The sequence below is a fragment of the Salegentibacter lacus genome (assembly GCF_020164555.1).
Taxonomy (GTDB): domain Bacteria; phylum Bacteroidota; class Bacteroidia; order Flavobacteriales; family Flavobacteriaceae; genus Salegentibacter; species Salegentibacter lacus.
The window spans coordinates 31,531-50,538 of record NZ_JAIQZB010000011.1; the positions used below are offsets into that span (position 1 = coordinate 31,531).

A 19,008-nucleotide genomic window follows, 5' to 3' on the forward strand; every position below is an offset into this window, starting at 1 on the left:
AAATGCTATTTTTTTAACCAGTTACTGCTATACTCGCAGTCTTTAAACTTTCCGTTCACTTTAATATAGGTGTCCCCTATCTTTTCTTTCTGCCACTCTTCTATAACTTCTAACTGTTTATCGCGTAGTGCTAGTTCTTTGATCTTAGTGAAATCTGTTGCGTAATTAGCTTCGTGCTCTGCGATTCTTTTATTTACTTTGATCAACTTAAAGAATGGACGACCGGTTCTATCCTGATCACGCATTCTTAAAGACAATTCGCCTTCCTGTAATTCCCCAACTTCATCATACAATTTAGGGTCTATCTTAGAAAGCTCAAAACGTGTGTCGCCGGTTCTGGGGTTAATAAGTTTACCACCATCTCCTCGGGTTTCTTCTTCATCAGAAAATTCACGAGCGGCTTCAGCAAAATCTAAAACGCCTTCGTCTACTCTTTTTCTTATACTATCTATTTTTGCTTTAGCTTCTTCAACAGAAGCATTGGTAACGTCCGGGATAAGTAGAATATGTCTTAAATCTACGTTTTGCCCTCTAATTCTATCTATCTGGATAATATGATAACCAAATTCGGTTTCAAAAGGTTCGCTTACTTCTCCTGCCTGAAGGCTAAAAGCAACATCCTTAAATTCTTTTACAAAATTATCTTTTCTTGAGAGAGAAATTCTACCACCATCCTTGGCACTTCCAGGATCTTGTGAGTACAAAATGGCCTTGGTGGCAAAACTGGCATCATTATCTAAAACATCTGCCCTAAAATCGTTCAAACGATCTATTACTTTTTGCTTTTCACTTTCTGGAATTCCAGGCTCAACTACAATTTGAGAAAGCTCAATTTCTTCACCGAAAACTGGGAGTTCATCTTCCGGAATACTTTCGTAATAGGCTCTTACTTCTTCTGGAGTAATTTCTACAGTTTCAACAATTTGTTGTTGCATTCGGCTGGCCAGCTGCCGCTCTTTATTAAGCTCGAATAATTCGCTTCTAAATTCAGCTTCGTTTTCCTTGTTATAGAATTCAAGGACTTTTTCCATGGAACCAACCTGGCGTACCATTTCAGAAATTTGCTGATCTATATAACTATTAACCTCAGCATCCATAACGATAATACTATCCTGAATGGCGTGGTGTGCATAAAGTTTGTTTTCCATAAGAGAACCTGCAAGCTGGCAATCGGTAACATCTGCTGTAGACATTCCCTGGCTTTGCATATCCTTGTACATCATATCTACATCGCTATCAAGAATAATATAATCGCCAATTACGGCAGCAATTCCATCCACCTTTCTACGCTCTGAGCTATTGGTTTCGGCAACGGTATTTTGTGCGATTTCATCTTCCGGCTGTATTGAAGTACTATCGGTTACAATCACATCTTGTGAATAACCGGTAAAACCGATTAAAACGGCCAAAAGAAAGCCGGTATTTTTAATTATAGATTTCAAATTGTTCATTTTTAATTGCATCTTTTGTAATATCTTTTTCCAGTTCTTTTATTAAATTTCGTTTTCGCTTGTTAAGCAAAATCCTTTCTATGGTAGGCTCTGCATATTCAAATGGAGCGTCCTGGCCATGTTCTAAAACATCATTTACGTAGATCAAATATACACCTAATGAATCTTCTACCTGAAGAAAATTGGATTTGTTTAATAGATTATCCCTATCATTAGATGATAAAGCGGGAATTTTATCGTAAACCGTCTTTATCTTTACCCAAACCGAATCGTTTAAAGAATAATTTTTAAACTGAAGCGATAGTTTATCCAACTCTTCTTTATCCTCTTCATTAAAGCGTTTGAGGGAGGATTTTATTTCATCTAAATTAGTATTACCTTCAGCCAGGCTTACATACCTTAATTTCAATAAATCTTCAGTAAGTTTAAAATTGCCTTTATTTTCTTCAAAATAAATCTTCTTCTCTTCTTTCGTTAAACTACTATCTAACTGCCTTCCTACTACTGCATCTTTATATGCACTTGTATACAGTTCATTTTTATAATTTTCTATTAAATCTCTAAACTCCCTTTGCTGACTTTCTGGAAGATTTAATTGCGCCCTGTCTATAAGTAATTGCTGTGTAGCCCATCGGGTAATATAGTTAGACACAATAAGAGAACTATCTTCTTTAGAGGTGTTTTCGTTTATTAAAGCATTAATGTCTTCTTCATACAAATAAGAATCGTTAACCCTTACTATTACCTTACGTTCTTCTTCTTTTTCAAAATAAGAACAACCTGCGAGTAAAAAACCGGCTACAAATAAACCTATAAAAAGCGGTGATATCTTCAAATTCATTAAGTTGAGATAGCAATTTACATACCATTTTCAAATGACTAACAGCCTGTAATTTGCGCGTAGGCAAAAATAAGAATTCCTGTAGGTTCTACAAGCTTATGCTTAAACGATTATAAGCATCCAAAAATTATAGTTTTAAAATGAATTTTTCGAAGTATTTTAAGTCCCATAGATTGGGAAGTAATTCAAACCCTATAACCGAAGTGTTTGAACAGTAAAATAGTTTTAAGAGATTTAGTATGAATAATTAAAAGCTGCTATTATATTTGTCAAAAACAATATTATTATGATACGCAGCAGTTTATTAATTGCTTTTTTATGTTTTAGCGTTCTTGTTAACGCACAAACAAAAGTAGGAACCATAGACACCGATTACATTCTTGCGCAAATGCCGGAAATGCAAGAGGTAAATGAAGGATTAAAAGCCTACGATCAACAATTACAACAGGATTTTCAGGGGAATGTTCAAAAGTATGACACCCTGGTAAAAACCTATCAGGCAAATGCCGCAAGCCTGGCCGATGATGCCCGCCAGCAAAGTGAATCTGAAATTATAGAACTGGAAAACCAGATTAAACAATTTAGACAAAGAGCCCAGGTTATGATGCAAATGCGCAGAAATGAACTAACCGATCCGCTTTATGAAAAGATTGATGCCGCAATGCGGGCTGTAATTCAGGAAGAAGGCTTTACGCAAATTCTGCACGCCGGCGGAAACAGCCTTGCTTTTTCTGCCCAGGATTATGATATTACCGAAAAGGTAATGACGAAAATGGGAATTGAAATTCCTGCCCCTGCTGAAGAAGAGTAGTTTATAGTGAAACCGAGATAAAAAAGTAGACCCCACAAATCTGTGGGATCTACTTTTTTGATTAAAGCAACAAAACTATCGACTATAATTAGGAGATTCGTTGGTAATAGTTACATCGTGAGGATGGCTCTCGTGAATTCCCGAAGCTGTAATTTTTACAAACTTTGCGTTTTCTTTAAGCGCAGGAATATCCTTAGCACCACAATAGCCCATTCCGGCTTTTAGGCCACCTACAAACTGGTGGATGCTTTCTTCAAGTTCTCCTTTATAAGGTACACGACCCACAATACCTTCAGGCACCAGTTTTTTAATATCATCTTCCACATCCTGGAAATAACGATCTTTAGAGCCCTTTTGCATTGCCTCTACCGATCCCATTCCGCGATATGATTTGAATTTTCTTCCTTCGTAAATTATGGTTTCTCCCGGAGATTCTTTAGTTCCGGCCAATAATGAACCAAGCATCACACAGTCGGCTCCTGCAGCTAATGCCTTTGGAATGTCACCGGTATAACGAATTCCACCATCGGCAATTACCGGTACACCAGTTCCTTTTAGTGCTGCTGCAACTTCAAGAACTGCAGAAAATTGAGGAAAACCAACTCCCGCCACAACTCGTGTGGTACAAATCGATCCAGGACCAATTCCTACTTTTACTGCATCTGCTCCAGCTTCTGCCAGGTATTTGGCGGCCTCAGCAGTAGCTATATTTCCTACTACAACTTCCAGATCTGGAAATTTAGCTTTTACATCCTTTAAAACCGATACAACACCCCGGGTATGCCCGTGGGCGGTATCAATAATTATGGCGTCTACACCCGCATTCACCAAAGCTTCAGCGCGATCAACCGCATCAGCAGTAACACCAATGGCAGCGGCTACACGAAGTCTTCCAAAGCTATCTTTGTTGGCATTCGGCTTTTGGGTAAGTTTGGTAATATCCCTAAATGTAATAAGCCCCACCAGCTTTTTGTTATCGTTAATAACCGGTAATTTTTCAATCTTATATTCCTGCAAAATATCTTCTGCCTCATCCAGCGAAGTACCTTCTGCAACAGTTACCAGATTTTCTGAAGTCATAACCTCAGCAATTGGCCTGTTGTTGTTTTTCTCAAAACGCAAATCCCTGTTGGTTACAATTCCCAACAATTTGCCTTCATCGTCTACAATAGGAATTCCGCCAATACTGTGTTCACGCATACTCGCTTTAGCATCGCTCACATTAGCCGTAATTGGTAAGGTTACGGGATCTATAATCATTCCGCTTTCTGCTCTTTTTACTTTTCGAACTTTTAGCGCTTGCTGTTCGGCAGTCATATTTTTATGCAAAACACCAATTCCTCCCTCACGAGCCATGGCAATGGCCATTCTGGATTCGGTAACCGTATCCATAGCTGCAGAAACAATGGGAACGTTTATAGATATATTTTTGGTGAATTTTGTGCGAATGCTTACTTCTCGAGGTAATATTTCAGAGTAAGCGGGAACAAGCAATACATCGTCGTAAGTAAGGCCTTCTCCTAATATTTTAGATTCGTGTGCGATCATAGCAATTAAAGATTTAATTGCGTGCAAATGTACACTTTTTATAGCAGAAACTGACTTAAAACTGTTTAGTATTCAGAAAATTACTTCGGAAGCTTTTATCCGGCAAACTCCAGGACATCTGTAGAATTAAAACCAATTTTTATACGATCTGCCACATTGGTATCTTTGGTTACTACTGAAATTTGATGTCCGTTATCTAATTTCAGCAGCAATTGGGTTGCATTTCCCATAAAAGTTTTTTTCAAGACCCTGGCGTGGGTTACATATTCACACTCTTCATTGATACTAAAGTTTTCATTCCGAATGGCGTGGTTACAATTCGGATTCAAAGGACAATCAAAGGCCGTTTGTAAATCTTTATTCAGCTGAATGGTATTTCCAAATAGAGAGGCGACATAAACCGAATTCGGTTTAATATACAAATTAGAAGCCTGATCTTTTTGAATAACTTTTCCGTGCTGAAGGATAAGGATTTCATCAGCTACAGAAAGTGCGTCCTGCGTATCATGGGTTACAAAAATTGCCGTGACACCGGTTTTCTTTATAATCTCAAAAACCTGGCTACGCAATTGCATTCTAAGCATAGCATCCAGGTTACTAAAAGGCTCGTCTAAGATCAATAAAGATGGATTTGGAGCCAAAGCCCTGGCCAGGGCCACGCGTTGCTGCTGCCCACCAGAAAGTTGATGCGGATAGCGTTTTTCAAGTCCGTTAAGCCCAACTAGCTCCAGCATTTCCAATGCCCGTTCTTTTTTGTTTTTCAGTTTTGAAATTCCGTAGCTTACATTTTTAAGAAGGTCAAAATGCGGGAACAATGCATATTCCTGAAATACCAGTCCTATTTTTCGCTTTTCAGGTGGCACCAACTTTCTAACTGAGGAAAGTTCTTTGTTATTGAGGATAATACTACCGTGATCGGGACGTTCCAAACCGGAAATAAGCCTGACTAAGGTGGTTTTCCCACTTCCGCTTTCACCAACAATAGCGCAAACATCTCCTTCTTTTAAATTAAAAGAAACTTCTTTAAGAGCAAAATTTTTGCCTTTATCGAAGCTTTTGGAAATGGAATTTATGCTTAGCATCTTATTCTTTTATCAATAATCTGTTCAAAAATATCACGGGAATGGTAGCCGTGAAGATAATAAATAATGAAGGAATTGCAGCCTCCATGACCATTTCGTCACTTGCATACTCAAAAGCTTTCACAGCGAGGGTATTAATATGAAATGGTTTTAAAATTAAAGTTAGTGGTAATTCCTTTAAAACATCTATGAACACAAGAATTACCGCACTCAAAATTCCTGTTTTAATCAGCGGGAATTCTACCTTAAGAAAAGTTTTAAAATTCCCAACCCCTAGCATTTTAGAAGAATCTGGAATACTATTGCTTACTTTTAAAGCCGTAGATTCTATAGGATTATAGGCCACCGCTAAAAATCTAACGCTATATGCATAAACCAGCGCAACGAGAGTACCGTTGAATAAAAAACCGGTTTCAATACCAAAAACCGAATCCATTATATTAATAAACCACTTATCAAAAGCCAGGGTTGGAATCATAATACCAATAGCCACAACCGCCCCGGGAATAGCGTAACCTAAAATCCCTAACCTGGAGATACTTTTAATTCCGTTTATACTGCTCCATTTCGCAAAATATATAAGTAAAGTGGCAAAAAGAACGGTTACCAGCGAAGTGATTAAAGCGATCCCAAAACTTTGCAACGAGAGCATAATAAAATCGAGATCAAATACTTTTTCTGCAGTTAAAACCGCCCAGTAGATCAATTGCCCTACAGGAATTAAAAAACCTAAGATTACGGGTATTAAAACCAGGATGAATTTTACCCATTGCATTGGCCTGGTTCCTAATTTTCTATGGGTACGCCCGGAAGCTTTATTTCCCGTAAATTGTATATTTTTTCGCTGCCATTTTTCGAATAAAATAAGGGCAAAAACAATAAAAATAAGCAAAGCCGAAAGGTAGACTGCAGTTTCCGGTTCTTCTAAAGAAAACCATGCCCTGAAAATTCCGGTGGTAAAGGTATTCACACCAAAATATTGAGCAGCACCATAATCGTTTAAAACTTCCATTAAAACCAGGATAAGTCCGGCGATAATTGCCGGCCTGGCCAGGGGCAACATCAACCTGAAAAAAGATCTAAACTCCCCTACTCCAAGCATCGTTGAGGCTTCCAGTAAATTTCCTGCCTGATTTAAAAAAAACGCTCGGGAACTAACATATACATAAGGGAAAAGCGAAATACTAAGCACAAAAGCCAATCCGAATTTATTCATAATATCTATCCGAATAAATTCTAAGTTTAATCCTCTTAAAATTAGCTCAAGACTTCCGCCATAGTCAAAAACACCGGCGTAGGCATAGGCAACAATATAGGACGGAATGGCGAGAGGCAAAATAAGTAACCACTCAAGCTGCTTTCTAAAAGGAAATTCAAAACGGGCAACCAACCAGGCGGTGCCTACTCCCATAATAAGCACCAACAAACTACAGGAAAAAATCAGGAAAAAGGAATTTCCTATATAATCTACCAAAAGATTATCTACTAGATGACCCCAGGTTTCTCCGGGTCCTTCCAGTAGTTTTACCGCGATGGCAATTACGGGTAGGGCAATAAAAAGAACGATGGCCAATGTAAATATTGACCATCGATTTGTATCTCTTTTCAGGCGTTTAAGCCTTGACTTTAAAGAAAATATATGACTACTTCCAGCCTGCTTCATCAAATAGCATTACTGCTTTTTTATTATTTTCTCCCAATTTAGAGAGGTTAAGTGTGTCTTCCTTAAATTCTCCCCATTCCTGAAGTAAATCTGCAGGAGCTACATCTTCGTTCACCGGATATTCGAAATTGGAATGCGCGAATATTTTTTGCGCGTCTTCAGAAATTAAAAACTCAATAAACTTAATGGCGTTTTCTTTATTGGGAGCATATTTTGCAACGCCGGCACCACTAACATTGATGTGGGTACCACGTCCCTCCTGATTTGGGAAGAAAAGTTCAATACTTTCTCCTGCCTTCACTTCTTCAGGATCCTCAGAATTTAAAAGTTTACCAATATAGTAAGTATTTACCACGGCAAGATCACCTTCCCCGGCAACCACGGCTTTTACCTGGTCACGATCGTTGCCTTTTGGCGCACGAGCCATATTTTCTACTACTGCTTCTGCCCATTCTTTCGCTTCTTCTTCCCCGTTATGAACCATAATAGAAGCCATTAAAGATTGGTTATAGATATTTCCCGAAGAACGAATCAATAATTTATCGTTCCATTTATCTGAAGCCAAATCTTCGTAAGTAGATAATTCACTTTCGTTTACCCTATCTTTTGCATAAGCAATAACACGAGCTCTTTTTGTAAGACCAAACCAGTGATTATCGGCATCTTTAAGGTGAGAGGGAATAGTTTCTTCAAGAATATCTGAAGATACAGCCTGCAAAAGATCACTGCTTTTAGCTCTTTCTAATCTCCCGGCATCTACCGTTATTAAAACATCTGCAGGAGACTGTTCGCCTTCCATTCTCATTTTTTGAATAAGTTCATCGGCACTGGCGTTTATTACATTTACTGTAATTCCTGTTTCCTCCTCAAATTGTTTAAACAATTCCTGATCAGATTCATAATGCCTGTGCGTATAAACATTTACTTCCTGATTTTCACTCTCAGCATTTTCGTTTTTTTCCTCTGAATTTTTACAGGAAAACATTAAGGTTAATGCTAAAAGTCCAACTAGTGTTTTTTTCATTTTCCGGGGTTTAAATTTTGAGCAAATATAATTATTTAGAATAGGTTTAAATAAATTTCAGAAAAAATTTCATGTCTATTCAGTGTAGTAAATGTTAAAATTAACGCTTAAAAGGCTGGATAACTGAATGTTTTAAATTTTTATTTGAAATAAGTCTAAATAAGTTTGCGGATATCTATAGTGCAATATATTTTTGCATCGCTATTTAAAACTAATCTAAATAAAATGAAAAAGCTACTACTTTTTTCCTTGTGTTTAACTTTTACTGGCTTCCTCAAAGCGCAGAACAGGGAGAATGAAACAAAGCAGGACAGTATTGAAAATCTTCGAGAGGTAGTAATCTCTGCAAATGTATTCTTTGGAAGTAAATTTGAAGCCAGAAACCGCACCGGTTCGGCATATTTTTTAGCTCCTAAAGATTTGCAAAAACATAATTATACCGATATAAACCGTGTTTTTCGCCAGGTTCCCGGAGTTAATATTTATGAAGAAGACGGGTTTGGGCTTCGTCCAAATATTAGTTTACGTGGTACCTCTCCTGAAAGAAGTTCGAAAATTACCATTATGGAAGATGGCGTGCTTATCGCTCCTGCCCCATATAGTGCTCCGGCAGCTTATTATTTCCCATCGGTAGGGAGAATGCAGGCGGTAGAAGTATTGAAAGGTAGTAGCCAAATTCAGTTTGGACCAAACACTACGGGAGGCGCTATTAACTTTATCTCTTCGCAGATTCCGGAAGATTTTTCAGGCTCTTTAAATGCTAATTACGGAAGTTTTAATACGTCAAATTTACACGCCAAAGTTGGAAATTCTTATGAAAATGTTGGCTATATGCTTGAATACCAAAATTACCGATCAGATGGATTTAAAAACCTTGACAGCGGCGGAGATACCGGCTTTAATAAAGATGACCTTGTTGCCAAATTAAGACTGAATACCAGTAGTGGCACTCAAATTAGACAATCTTTAGACCTTAAATTTCAATATTCTGATGAAGTTTCCGATGAAACTTATTTAGGATTGACGGCAGATGATTATGCTGCAGATCCTTTTAGAAGATATGCCGGGTCTCAAAAAGACCAGATGAATGCTGATCATCTTCAGTATATGGCGACACACACATTAAATTTCAATGATTACTTTAGAATCACCACAACCGGATATAGAAATGAATTCAGCCGAAACTGGTATAAGTTAAACGATGTCACCGTAAATGGAGAAAATGTTGGAATTTCTAATTTACTAAGCAACCCGGGAGAATTTCCAGATGCTTATAATGTAGTAACTGGTGGAAACTCTGATGCAAGTGCGTTAGCTGTTAAAAATAATAATCGCGAATATTTATCCCAGGGAGTACAAACAAAACTTGACTATCACTGGGCCACAGGGCAGGTGTCTCACGATCTTGAAGTTGGGTTGCGTTACCACGTAGACGAAGAGGACCGTTTCCAATGGGTAGACGATTACCAGATGAATAACGGTCAAATGCAGTTAAGTAATGCAGGAGTTCCCGGATCCAATGCCAACCGAATAAGTGACGCAAAAGCTTTCGCAGCCCACGCTTTGTACAAATTAAAATATAAAAAATGGACGTTTACTCCGGGACTTAGATATGAAAATATCACCCTGGGAAGAACAGATTATGGAACTGCCGATCTTGACAGGACCGGAAGTGATATTAGCACACGTGAAAATAAGATAGATGTCTTTATTCCCGGAATTGGCTTTAATTACAAATCTCACCCTGGGCTTAGCTTTTTTGGCGGGGTTCACAAAGGCTTTGCACCTCCCGGAAATTCAACCGGAGAAGATGCGGAAGAAAGTATAAATATAGAATTGGGTTCCAGATTTAATTTTGCAGGTTTCCAGGGTGAAGTTGTAGGTTTCTATAACGATTACAGTAACCTGTTAGGAAGCGACCTGGCAGCGACCGGCGGCACAGGAACTTTAGACCAGTTTAATGCTGGCGAGGTCTTAGTACACGGACTTGAAGTATTACTTAATTACGATCTATTGAAATCTAGCAGTGACTTTAAATTACCCCTTAGTTTTTCTTACACTTACACCAACACCGAGTTTCAAAACAGTTTTGATAGTGCCGATGGTATTTGGGGAATGGTGAACGAAGGCGATGAAATGCCTTACATTCCAAATCATCAATTTAACGCTGGGATCAGCTTTGAGCACAATAAATTTGAAACCCATTTAAGCGGGCGTTATATGGGAGAATTTAGAACTATGGCCGGTAGTGGCGTAATTGCTGCCAACCAAAAAATTGAAAGCAATTTTGTGGTAGACCTTTCAGCAAAATACCATTTAACCGAGTATTTAAGCCTAACTGCAAATGCAATTAACCTTCTGGATAATGAATATGCAGTTGCACGTGTCCCTGCAGGTCTTAGACCAGGACACCCATTTGGAATCTATGGTGGAATAAGTGCCAGATTCTAAAGATTAGAATGTTGTAAAAAGTAAAAGCCGGGAGTTTTGTGACTTCCGGCTTTTTTTATATTATACTAACACGAGATTTTTAATGATATGCCCCAAAGATTTTTGATGCCTCATTATAAGCAGATTCAAAACTCGTCATTTTTATATTGGAATCGGCTTTTTTTGAATTGAAATAGGAAAGCATTTTTTCTGAAGGCATATTTCCGGTTAATTCATCTTTGGCCATTGGGCAACCACCAAACCCCTGGATTGCGCCATCAAATCTTCGGCAACCTGATTTATAAGCCGCATCAATTTTTTCGTGCCATTTTGCTGGCGTGGTATGGAGATGAGCTCCAAATTCAATTTCAGGATATTCGGGAATTAAATTTGAAAATAGATATTCGATGATCTCTGGCGTGGAACTACCGATGGTATCAGATAAGGAAAGGATTTTTACTCCCATTCCTGACAGCTTTTCGGTCCACTCCCCTACTATTTCTACATTCCACGGATCTCCATACGGATTTCCAAAACCCATAGAAAGATAAGCTACAACGTCTTTATCAGTTTTTTCGGCAATCTCAAGGATTTCACCTAATATTTCTACCGATTCAGCGATGGTTTTATGGGTATTACGCATCTGGAAATTCTCAGAAATAGAAAAAGGATACCCCAGATAATCAATTTCCGGGTGTACCGAAGCATCTTGCGCACCGCGCGTATTTGCCACAATTGCAAGCAATTTGCTTTTTGTAGTACTTAGATCTAATTTGGATAAAACTTCAGCCGAATCTGCCATTTGTGGGATTGCTTTTGGAGAAACAAAACTCCCAAAATCTATAGTATCGAATCCGCAACGCAACAGTGATTGAATATACTGCACTTTTTTGTCGGTAGGAATAAAGGTTTTAATTCCCTGCATTGCGTCTCGCGGACACTCAATAAGCTTGATTTTATCCATACCTCCAAAGATAGTATTTTGGAGAATATTTAAAAACCCTTAGAAATTAATTCATTTTATTTAATTGAAAGCATTTAATTACCTCACTCACTAAGTTTCTTGTAACGAAATAGTACTGAAACTTTTAAACTAGTATAAAAACCGCGATTCCTATAAATACAACAATTTGCAGCCATTTTAAAACCGCTCCCGAATATTTATGCTTTTTAAGGTAGATACAGATTTTTCCGGCCAGCAAGGCTACAGTTCCGAAAATCAGAATCGTTAAAAGCATAAAAATAGCTCCCAGAATATAAAACTGAATTACTGTATTCCCACCTGGTTCCCAAAGAAATCCGGGAAAGAAGGCGAGGAAAAAGATGGTTACTTTGGGATTCAATACATTCATTATAAAACCTTGCTTAAAAAGGGAAAACAAAGATTTTTTTTTAATTCCTTCAGCAGAATAAGCAATTTCAGGATCACTTTTGCAAACTTGCCAGGCCAAATATAAAAGGTAAACGGCACCGAAAAGTTTGATGATAAAAAAGAGGGTTTCAGAATTTTTAATTATTGCCGAAACCCCGAATGCCACCAGGCTGGTGTGAATAATAATTCCGGTAGCAAGCCCAAGAGCAGTGACAAATCCGTATTTTTTCCCATTAGCAATTCCCTGTACCATTACATAGATAATATCGGGCCCCGGAGAAATCGTGAGGATTGCAGAAGCAGTTAAAAATGGAATAAGTTGCTCTAACAAAATTTATTTTCTTTCAGATTTCTTCCTTGTGAGCAAAAAATAGATCACATATAACCAGCTAAAAATGCCATGAACAATCATCCACAAAACTGACCGGTTGCGTTCCCAGGAAGTAATTGCTGCAACTACGGAACCCAAACTAATTCCATTTGTAATTACCGAACGACTGACTTCAGTGGTTTCCGAAAAACTATATGCATCAAAGCATATTATCACTAACAATAAAAAACTAAGGTAGAATCTCTTCATTTATTTAATGTTTTTGGCCAAAATCGCCTTATTAATCTTTTTTATTAATGCTGGGCCTTCATAAATAAAGCCCGTATAAAGCTGGACTAAACTGGCACCTGCCTCAAGTTTCTCCAAAGCATCTTCAGCAGAATGAATTCCGCCTACACCAATTATCGGAAAAGCATGATTACTTCTTTCAGAAAGAAACCGAATAACTTCTGTAGCACGATTTTTTAAAGGTTTTCCACTCAATCCGCCGGTTTCTTTTTTATTTTCCGATTGTAAACCTTCGCGCGATATTGTGGTGTTTGTAGCAATCACCCCGGCAATCTTAGTTTCTTTCACGATATCAATAATATCCAAAAGTTGCGCATCGGTAAGATCGGGTGCAATTTTTAGTAGAATTGGTTTCTGCTTTGGTTTTTCAGCATTTAAACTTTGTAGCGTGTTTAGCAAATTGGTGAGCGGTTCTTTGTCCTGTAATGCTCTTAAGTTTGGAGTGTTTGGCGAACTTACATTTACCACAAAATAATTCACGTAATCGTAAAGCGCTTCAAAACAAATCTTATAATCGTCTACCGCATTCTCATTTGGTGTGATCTTGTTTTTACCAATATTCCCACCAATTAAAACATTTTTATTTTTTTTCAGTCTTTCAACCGCCGCTTCTACTCCATCGTTATTAAAACCCATTCGGTTAATAATCGCGTTATCCTCTTTTAATCTGAATAACCGCTTTTTCTCATTTCCGGGTTGTGGTTTTGGAGTAACAGTTCCAATTTCTATAAACCCAAATCCTAGATCTGATAATTCCTGAAAAAGCTTTGCATCCTTATCAAATCCTGCAGCAAGTCCAACCGGATTTTTAAATTTTAAACCGAAAAGCTCCCTTTCCAGGCGTGGATCTTCCACCTGAAAATTCTTCCGTACAAAACTTCTAAAAGCAGAAGTTTTGCCAATTTTCTTAAGCGTTCTAAAAGTAAAATGATGCACCCATTCTGGGTCAAAACGAAATAATAAAGGCCTAAGCGAAGATTTGTACATGGTAATTGGTTTGTGCAAAAATAGTAGAAATCATAAAATACCGGTAGTAAATCTTAAAAGGTTTTGAAGCTGAAATTCGAATGTTTAATTTTGAATTAAACTATTAACCAATGATTAACAAACAGCGTATCATAGATCGCTTTATTAGCTATATTACGATTGACACCCAAAGCGATCCGGACAGCAATACCACACCAAGCACCGAAAAACAATGGGTTTTAGCCCGAAAATTAGCCGAAGAGTTAAAAGAAATGGGAATGACCGAGGTAAGTATAGATGATCACGCTTATGTGATGGCCACGCTTCCGGCTAATGTTGCTCATAAAGTGCCGGTGATTGGTTTTATTTCTCACTTTGATACTTCCCCAGACTTTAACGCTACCGATATAAAACCACAGATTATTGAAGATTATGACGGCGAAGATATTATTCTAAATAAAGAAAGAAATATCATCCTGTCTTCTGAGTATTTTGATGATTTAAAACAATATAAAGGACAAACCATTATTACAACCGATGGCACCAGCCTTTTAAGTGCCGATGATAAAGCCGGAATTACCGAAATTATGACGGCGATGCAATATCTGTTGGATAATCCTGAAATTCCTCATGGAAAGATTCGAATAGGATTTACACCAGATGAAGAAATTGGTCGTGGAGCGCATAAATTTGATGTTAAAAAATTTGGCGCTGAATGGGCATATACCATGGATGGTAGCCAGATAGGCGAACTGGAATTTGAGAATTTTAATGCCGCGAAAGCTATTGTTAAGTTTCAAGGGAAAGGCGTACATCCCGGCTATGCCAAGGATAAAATGGTGAACAGCCAATATATTGCCGTAGATTTTATTAATTCGTTACCAAGACTGGAAACCCCGGAACACACTAAAGGCCGTCAGGGATTTTTTCATCTAAGCGATATGAAAGGTGATGTAGAAGAAACCGTTTTGGAATACATAATTAGGGATCACGATTTAGGGCATTTTGAAGCACGTAAGGAAATGATACAGGACCTGGCTTCAGAAATTTGTTCGCAGTATGAGAGTGATTGTATTTCCGTAGAAATTACCAACCAATATTTTAATATGAGAGAAAAAATTGAGCCGGTGATGCATATTATAGAAATTGCTAAAAGTGCAATGAAAGAAGTTAATGTTGAGCCACTTCTAAAACCAATTCGAGGAGGAACCGATGGAGCGCAACTGAGCTATATGGGACTGCCCTGCCCTAATATTTTTGCCGGAGGCCATAATTTCCACGGAAAATATGAATATGTACCGGTAGAAAGTATGCAAAAAGCCACTGAAGTAATTGTGAAAATTGCCGAGCTGACTTCAAAAAAATATAAATAAGGGTTTTATAAACAAAGAAAAAGATGGCTGTAAAATCGGTAGACCAGTATATTGAAACGCACCCAACCTGGGAACAGGAATTGCTTTTATTAAGAGAAGTTTTACAAAACACCGAATTGGAAGAATGTATAAAATGGGGCACTCCCGTTTATGCATTAGAGGAAAAAAATGTTGTGGGAATTACAGCTTTTAAGAATCATAGTGCACTCTGGTTTTTTAATGGTGCTTTATTAAAGGAAAATACCGCTTTGCTTCATAACGCCCAGGAAGGAAAAACTAAAGCTTTAAGACAGATCAGGTTTGAAAAAGGAGATGAAATAAAACCAGAAATTCTTCAGAAGTATGTAACCGAAGCCATACAGAATCAGCGAGAAGGAAAAGAGATAAAACCGGTAACAGATAAAAAACTGGTACTTCCTCCAGAATTAAAAGCAGCCTTGGAGAAAGATGAAGAATTAAAGAAATCATTTCAGCAATTAACTAAAGGAAAGCAAAGAGAATACGCTGATTATATTACTGAAGCCAAACGTGAAGCTACAAAACATTCACGCCTGGGGAAAGTAAAGCCAATGATTAAAGATGGCGTGGGACTTCACGATAAGTATAAAAACTGCTAAATAGAATAGACGCTGTTTGATAAATTATTTTTTACGTCAACCTGAAGTTTTTTCAGAGCTTGCTCCGAAATTTGTTCGGAGTTCTAACATCTTAGATTCTAAAACAAGTCATAATGACGTTTAAAAGCTATTAAATCTTCTAAAAATAAAAATCCCCGAGCTTTTGCCCCGGGGATTTTAAATTCTATTTATTAAACAGAAAAACTATTTCTTTTCTTTAATGGCTTTAGCCTTACTTTCTTTTTCTGGCTTTGCCGGTTCGTTGAGTTTTTTACTCATTTCCATCGAGATGGAAGAACGATCAAAGGTTATTTTTCCTGCTCCGGTTTCAATGATTACTGCATTATTTTTTTCGCTAAAGTCAATAATTTTGCCGTGCATTCCACTTTTGGTTACCACGCGGTCACCACGTTTTAATTCTGAAGCAAAATTACGTTCCTGTTTAGCTTTTTTCATTTGTGGGCGTATCATAAAAAAATACACAACCACAAACATTAATATTATTGGGGCAAACTGTGTTAATTGATCCATTTATTAGCTAGCATTTTCTTCGGTTTCTACAAAGGCTTTAATTCTAAGACGCTCTGTACCAGCTTCAGTATTAGCAGTTACTGTAACAGTTTTTGTTACCTGCCCTTTTCCGGAACCGTTGAATTTAACCAACATTTCGCCGGTTTCTCCCGGTTGAATTGGCTCTTTTGTCCAGGTTGGTACTGTGCAACCACAAGTACTTCTTGCATTTGTAATTACTAAAGGCGCCTGGCCGGTATTTGTAAAAGTAAACGTATGCTCTACATTTTCACCCTTAGGAATATTCCCGAAATCATGTTCTGATTCAGCGAATTCCATTTTTGGATAAACTGTTGCCTGTGCATCACGCTCTGCAGCGCTCTCTACGTTTTCGGCTTTAACTTTTTCTGAGGCGTTATCGTTGTTTTCTTTACAAGAAGTAAATAGCAGTGCCCCTACTGCTGCTAACATTAAGATTCCATTTTTCATAATAGTGAACTTTATAATTTAATTTTTAAAAATAAGAAATTTTATTGACTACATAAGGCCCCGCCCTATTTTATTTAACTTATTATCTTCCTTATATTCTTTAGAAAGTTTATCCAGAACTCCGTTAATAAAAATGCTACTTTTCGGAGTGCTATATTCCTTTGCAAGCTCCAGGTATTCATTAATTGTAACCTTTACCGGAATTGATGGGAACTTTAAAAATTCACAAATTGCCATTTTAATAAGAATCATATCAATTTCGGCAATTCTATCTTTATCCCAGTTGGGCGTTTTACCCAGCATTTCATTTGCTAAAGAATCATCGTTCAAGTAAGTTTTTCTGAATAATTCTTTTGCAAAATCTTTATCCTCTTCATTTTTATAAAGCTTAGCAATCTTAAGATTTTCAGCAGAATTAGGCTTTAATTTCTGAAGGAATTTCAGCACGGCAGTATTTACCAGCGGAAGATCGTCTACCCAGGTAAGTTTTGCATCCTCGAGATAATCATATAATTTTTCGTTGGGTGCAATTACTTCTTTGAAAATAGCAATGATAAACTCTTTATCTTCTTTAAAGCTGGAATCACGGGTTTCCATGTAATTTTCGTAGCGATCGCTTTTCTTTATCTCCTGCCAGATAATTTGCACATAATCATCGTCGCGCTTCCAGTGCGTTATTTTTCTTGATTCCAGCGCATCCTGCAAACTTTCATTATGCTCAAGAATTTCGAAAACGGCATTAGAAACAAATTTTTTATTTGGGTCTTTATCCTCGCTGGTGGCAAGGTGCTTTTGTTGAGATTTTTCTAAAAAGTTTTCAGCCTGGCCTTTTAATTCGGCTATTAAACTTAATTGCACCAGGAAAAGATCGTACATCTCTTCCATACTTTTAAGCAGGAACCTCTCTTCGGTTCCCAGGTTGTCGTTTTGGCTTTGGTTAAAGGCGTAGAGTGATTGCATTACTTTAACTCGAATATGTCTTCTTGTCAACATAAGTGTAAAAGAACTTTTTAGAATTAGAAAAGGCGAAAGAATATTCTTTCGCCCTGCAAAAATACCAAACTTTTGAAATTGATTACTTCAAATTCTGTTTTTTTCTGTCTTCAATTCTTTGCTGTGCAATTTTAAGCGCTGCGAAGTGCGACGTCATATCTTCCTTATCTGCTTTAGAAAGAATTTCTAAGGTAGTATTGTAGATATTTTCGGTCTTACGCATAATTTCCTTTTTATCGTAATTCTCTAATTCGGCGTAAACATTTATAATCCCGCCGGCATTAATTAGAAAATCAGGAGCGTAAACAATACCTCTTTCTCTTAAAATTGTACCGTGAGTAACCTCATCGGCCAACTGGTTATTGGCTGCACCGGCAATAATTTTTGCCTTAATGCGATTCACAGTGTCATCATTTATCGTTGCTCCAAGAGCACAAGGCGCATAGATGTCTACTTCGGCCGCGTATACATCGGAGTCATTATAAATTATAGCACCATATTTATTTTTTACTGCTTCAAGACGTTCCTGGTTTATGTCACTAATAAAAACTTTAGCGCCATCTTGAGTTAAATGCTCAACAAGGCTTTCACCAACGTGACCAATTCCCTGAACCAATACAGACTTTCCTTCCAGATCATCACTTCCAAATTTGTGTTTCGCAGCGGCTTTTATACCCATAAAAACACCGTAAGCGGTAATTGGAGAAGGATTTCCCGCTCCTCCTTTGTCTTCAGAAATTCCAGTAACATATTTAGTAACTTCACGCACGGTATCCATATCTGCAGTTTCCATTCCCACGTCTTCTGCAGTAATATATTTTCCGCTAAGGGAATCTACAAAACGTCCAAAACTTCTCATTAGTTCTGGAGTTTTTTGTGTTTTAGCATCACCAATAATTACAGCTTTACCGCCACCAAGGTTTAGTCCGGTAATCGCACTTTTAAAAGTCATTCCTCGTGAAAGACGCAAAACATCGTTTAATGCTTCCCACTCACTGCTGTAATTCCACATTCTGGTACCACCTAATGCCGGTCCTAAAACCGTGTTATGAATACCAATAATTGCCTTTAAACCTGTATCTTTGTCGTTGCAAAAAACTACTTGTTCGTGGTTGTCAAAAGAGAGCTGACCGAATACCGGTGCAGATTTTTTTAGTTCGTTTGCATTTAGAACATCAACTTGCATAACTTGTTAAATTTTATAATTTAGTGTTTTCGT

The 19,008-nt window shown here is 37.6% G+C and carries 18 protein-coding genes; 4 read left to right on the forward strand and 14 right to left on the reverse strand.

All coding sequences use genetic code 11. The annotated features are described in order from the left end of the window. Positions 1–5: 5 nt before the first annotated feature. Together LB465_RS10375 and LB465_RS10380 are read right to left on the reverse strand one after the other, a co-directional pair. Entirely contained in the window at positions 6–1,463 is a 1,458-nt protein-coding gene (locus LB465_RS10375) for a peptidylprolyl isomerase (protein WP_224469794.1), read from the reverse strand. Next, positions 1,426–2,292 (reverse strand): peptidyl-prolyl cis-trans isomerase, encoded by an 867-nt coding sequence (locus tag LB465_RS10380; RefSeq protein WP_224469795.1) that lies wholly within the window; start codon positions 2,290–2,292, stop codon positions 1,426–1,428. Before LB465_RS10380 ends, LB465_RS10375 begins: the two co-directional genes overlap by 38 nt. A 286-nt stretch (positions 2,293–2,578) precedes the next feature. Here LB465_RS10380 and LB465_RS10385 point away from each other — a divergent pair, with 286 nt between their 5' ends. Continuing rightward, complete coding sequence (locus LB465_RS10385; protein ID WP_224469796.1) at positions 2,579–3,103, forward strand: OmpH family outer membrane protein; 525 nt, start codon at positions 2,579–2,581, stop codon at positions 3,101–3,103. Between the two features lie 75 nt (positions 3,104–3,178). Here LB465_RS10385 and guaB read toward each other — a convergent pair whose 3' ends face one another. The 4 genes from guaB to LB465_RS10405 all read right to left on the reverse strand — a co-directional run bounded on the left by guaB (position 3,179) and on the right by LB465_RS10405 (position 8,420). Beyond that, on the reverse strand, positions 3,179–4,651 hold the full coding sequence (gene guaB / locus LB465_RS10390; RefSeq protein ID WP_224469797.1) for an IMP dehydrogenase: 1,473 nt from the start codon (positions 4,649–4,651) through the stop codon (positions 3,179–3,181). Positions 4,652–4,746: 95 nt separating this feature from the next. Further along, entirely contained in the window at positions 4,747–5,733 is a 987-nt protein-coding gene (locus LB465_RS10395) for an ABC transporter ATP-binding protein (RefSeq protein WP_224469798.1), read from the reverse strand. A gap of 1 nt (position 5,734) precedes the next feature. Then, entirely contained in the window at positions 5,735–7,306 is a 1,572-nt protein-coding gene (locus tag LB465_RS10400; protein ID WP_317198435.1) for an ABC transporter permease, read from the reverse strand. Between the two features lie 70 nt (positions 7,307–7,376). Further along, entirely contained in the window at positions 7,377–8,420 is a 1,044-nt protein-coding gene (locus tag LB465_RS10405) for a Fe(3+) ABC transporter substrate-binding protein (RefSeq protein WP_224469800.1), read from the reverse strand. Positions 8,421–8,645: 225 nt separating this feature from the next. On the opposite strand from LB465_RS10405, the gene LB465_RS10410 reads away from it, so the two are divergent. Beyond that, complete coding sequence (locus LB465_RS10410) at positions 8,646–10,871, forward strand: TonB-dependent receptor family protein (RefSeq protein WP_224469801.1); 2,226 nt, start codon at positions 8,646–8,648, stop codon at positions 10,869–10,871. Positions 10,872–10,950: 79 nt separating this feature from the next. On the opposite strand, the gene LB465_RS10415 is transcribed toward LB465_RS10410, so the two are convergent. The 4 genes from LB465_RS10415 to LB465_RS10430 form a co-directional block, all read right to left on the reverse strand. Continuing rightward, the gene (locus LB465_RS10415; protein WP_224469802.1) at positions 10,951–11,814 is read right to left on the reverse strand and encodes a hydroxymethylglutaryl-CoA lyase; all 864 of its coding nucleotides are present in this window, start codon (positions 11,812–11,814) and stop codon (positions 10,951–10,953) included. A 124-nt stretch (positions 11,815–11,938) separates the two neighbouring features. Further along, positions 11,939–12,553, reverse strand: coding sequence for a LysE family translocator (locus LB465_RS10420; RefSeq protein WP_224469803.1), 615 nt, complete (start codon positions 12,551–12,553; stop codon positions 11,939–11,941). Between the two features lie 3 nt (positions 12,554–12,556). Then, complete coding sequence (locus tag LB465_RS10425) at positions 12,557–12,802, reverse strand: hypothetical protein (RefSeq protein ID WP_224469804.1); 246 nt, start codon at positions 12,800–12,802, stop codon at positions 12,557–12,559. Beyond that, entirely contained in the window at positions 12,803–13,828 is a 1,026-nt protein-coding gene (locus LB465_RS10430) for a quinone-dependent dihydroorotate dehydrogenase (RefSeq protein ID WP_224469805.1), read from the reverse strand. It lies immediately after the preceding gene. 110 nt (positions 13,829–13,938) lie between these two features. Here LB465_RS10430 and pepT point away from each other — a divergent pair, with 110 nt between their 5' ends. Together pepT and LB465_RS10440 are read left to right on the forward strand one after the other, a co-directional pair. After that, positions 13,939–15,180: a peptidase T gene (pepT, locus tag LB465_RS10435; RefSeq protein ID WP_224469806.1), complete on the forward strand. Its 1,242-nt coding sequence runs from the start codon at positions 13,939–13,941 to the stop codon at positions 15,178–15,180. Positions 15,181–15,203: 23 nt separating this feature from the next. Beyond that, a complete protein-coding gene (locus LB465_RS10440; protein WP_224469807.1) occupies positions 15,204–15,797 on the forward strand; it encodes a YdeI/OmpD-associated family protein in 594 nt (197 codons plus the stop codon). Between the two features lie 204 nt (positions 15,798–16,001). On the opposite strand, the gene yajC is transcribed toward LB465_RS10440, so the two are convergent. The 4 genes from yajC to LB465_RS10460 form a co-directional block, all read right to left on the reverse strand. Then, on the reverse strand, positions 16,002–16,328 hold the full coding sequence (yajC, locus tag LB465_RS10445; RefSeq protein ID WP_079713859.1) for a preprotein translocase subunit YajC: 327 nt from the start codon (positions 16,326–16,328) through the stop codon (positions 16,002–16,004). A gap of 3 nt (positions 16,329–16,331) precedes the next feature. Continuing rightward, entirely contained in the window at positions 16,332–16,796 is a 465-nt protein-coding gene (locus LB465_RS10450) for a DUF1573 domain-containing protein (protein WP_224469808.1), read from the reverse strand. 48 nt (positions 16,797–16,844) lie between these two features. Next, a complete protein-coding gene (nusB, locus tag LB465_RS10455) occupies positions 16,845–17,789 on the reverse strand; it encodes a transcription antitermination factor NusB (RefSeq protein WP_224469809.1) in 945 nt (314 codons plus the stop codon). A gap of 82 nt (positions 17,790–17,871) precedes the next feature. Then, entirely contained in the window at positions 17,872–18,975 is a 1,104-nt protein-coding gene (locus LB465_RS10460; RefSeq protein WP_224469810.1) for a Glu/Leu/Phe/Val family dehydrogenase, read from the reverse strand. Between the last annotated feature and the right edge of the window lie 33 nt (positions 18,976–19,008).

What these genes read in the sequence shown, in the direction of transcription:
- nusB (WP_224469809.1), bottom strand. Translation starts at nt 17,789, where the DNA reads ATGTTGACAAGAAGACATATTCGAGTTAAAGTAATGCAATCACTCTAC.
- pepT (WP_224469806.1), top strand. Translation starts at nt 13,939, where the DNA reads ATGATTAACAAACAGCGTATCATAGATCGCTTTATTAGCTATATTACG.
- LB465_RS10395 (WP_224469798.1), bottom strand. Translation starts at nt 5,733, where the DNA reads ATGCTAAGCATAAATTCCATTTCCAAAAGCTTCGATAAAGGCAAAAAT.
- yajC (WP_079713859.1), bottom strand. Translation starts at nt 16,328, where the DNA reads ATGGATCAATTAACACAGTTTGCCCCAATAATATTAATGTTTGTGGTT.
- LB465_RS10440 (WP_224469807.1), top strand. Translation starts at nt 15,204, where the DNA reads ATGGCTGTAAAATCGGTAGACCAGTATATTGAAACGCACCCAACCTGG.
- LB465_RS10430 (WP_224469805.1), bottom strand. Translation starts at nt 13,828, where the DNA reads ATGTACAAATCTTCGCTTAGGCCTTTATTATTTCGTTTTGACCCAGAA.
- LB465_RS10385 (WP_224469796.1), top strand. Translation starts at nt 2,579, where the DNA reads ATGATACGCAGCAGTTTATTAATTGCTTTTTTATGTTTTAGCGTTCTT.
- LB465_RS10415 (WP_224469802.1), bottom strand. Translation starts at nt 11,814, where the DNA reads ATGGATAAAATCAAGCTTATTGAGTGTCCGCGAGACGCAATGCAGGGA.
- LB465_RS10450 (WP_224469808.1), bottom strand. Translation starts at nt 16,796, where the DNA reads ATGAAAAATGGAATCTTAATGTTAGCAGCAGTAGGGGCACTGCTATTT.
- LB465_RS10460 (WP_224469810.1), bottom strand. Translation starts at nt 18,975, where the DNA reads ATGCAAGTTGATGTTCTAAATGCAAACGAACTAAAAAAATCTGCACCG.
- LB465_RS10380 (WP_224469795.1), bottom strand. Translation starts at nt 2,292, where the DNA reads ATGAATTTGAAGATATCACCGCTTTTTATAGGTTTATTTGTAGCCGGT.
- LB465_RS10375 (WP_224469794.1), bottom strand. Translation starts at nt 1,463, where the DNA reads ATGCAATTAAAAATGAACAATTTGAAATCTATAATTAAAAATACCGGC.
- LB465_RS10405 (WP_224469800.1), bottom strand. Translation starts at nt 8,420, where the DNA reads ATGAAAAAAACACTAGTTGGACTTTTAGCATTAACCTTAATGTTTTCC.
- LB465_RS10410 (WP_224469801.1), top strand. Translation starts at nt 8,646, where the DNA reads ATGAAAAAGCTACTACTTTTTTCCTTGTGTTTAACTTTTACTGGCTTC.
- guaB (WP_224469797.1), bottom strand. Translation starts at nt 4,651, where the DNA reads ATGATCGCACACGAATCTAAAATATTAGGAGAAGGCCTTACTTACGAC.
- LB465_RS10425 (WP_224469804.1), bottom strand. Translation starts at nt 12,802, where the DNA reads ATGAAGAGATTCTACCTTAGTTTTTTATTGTTAGTGATAATATGCTTT.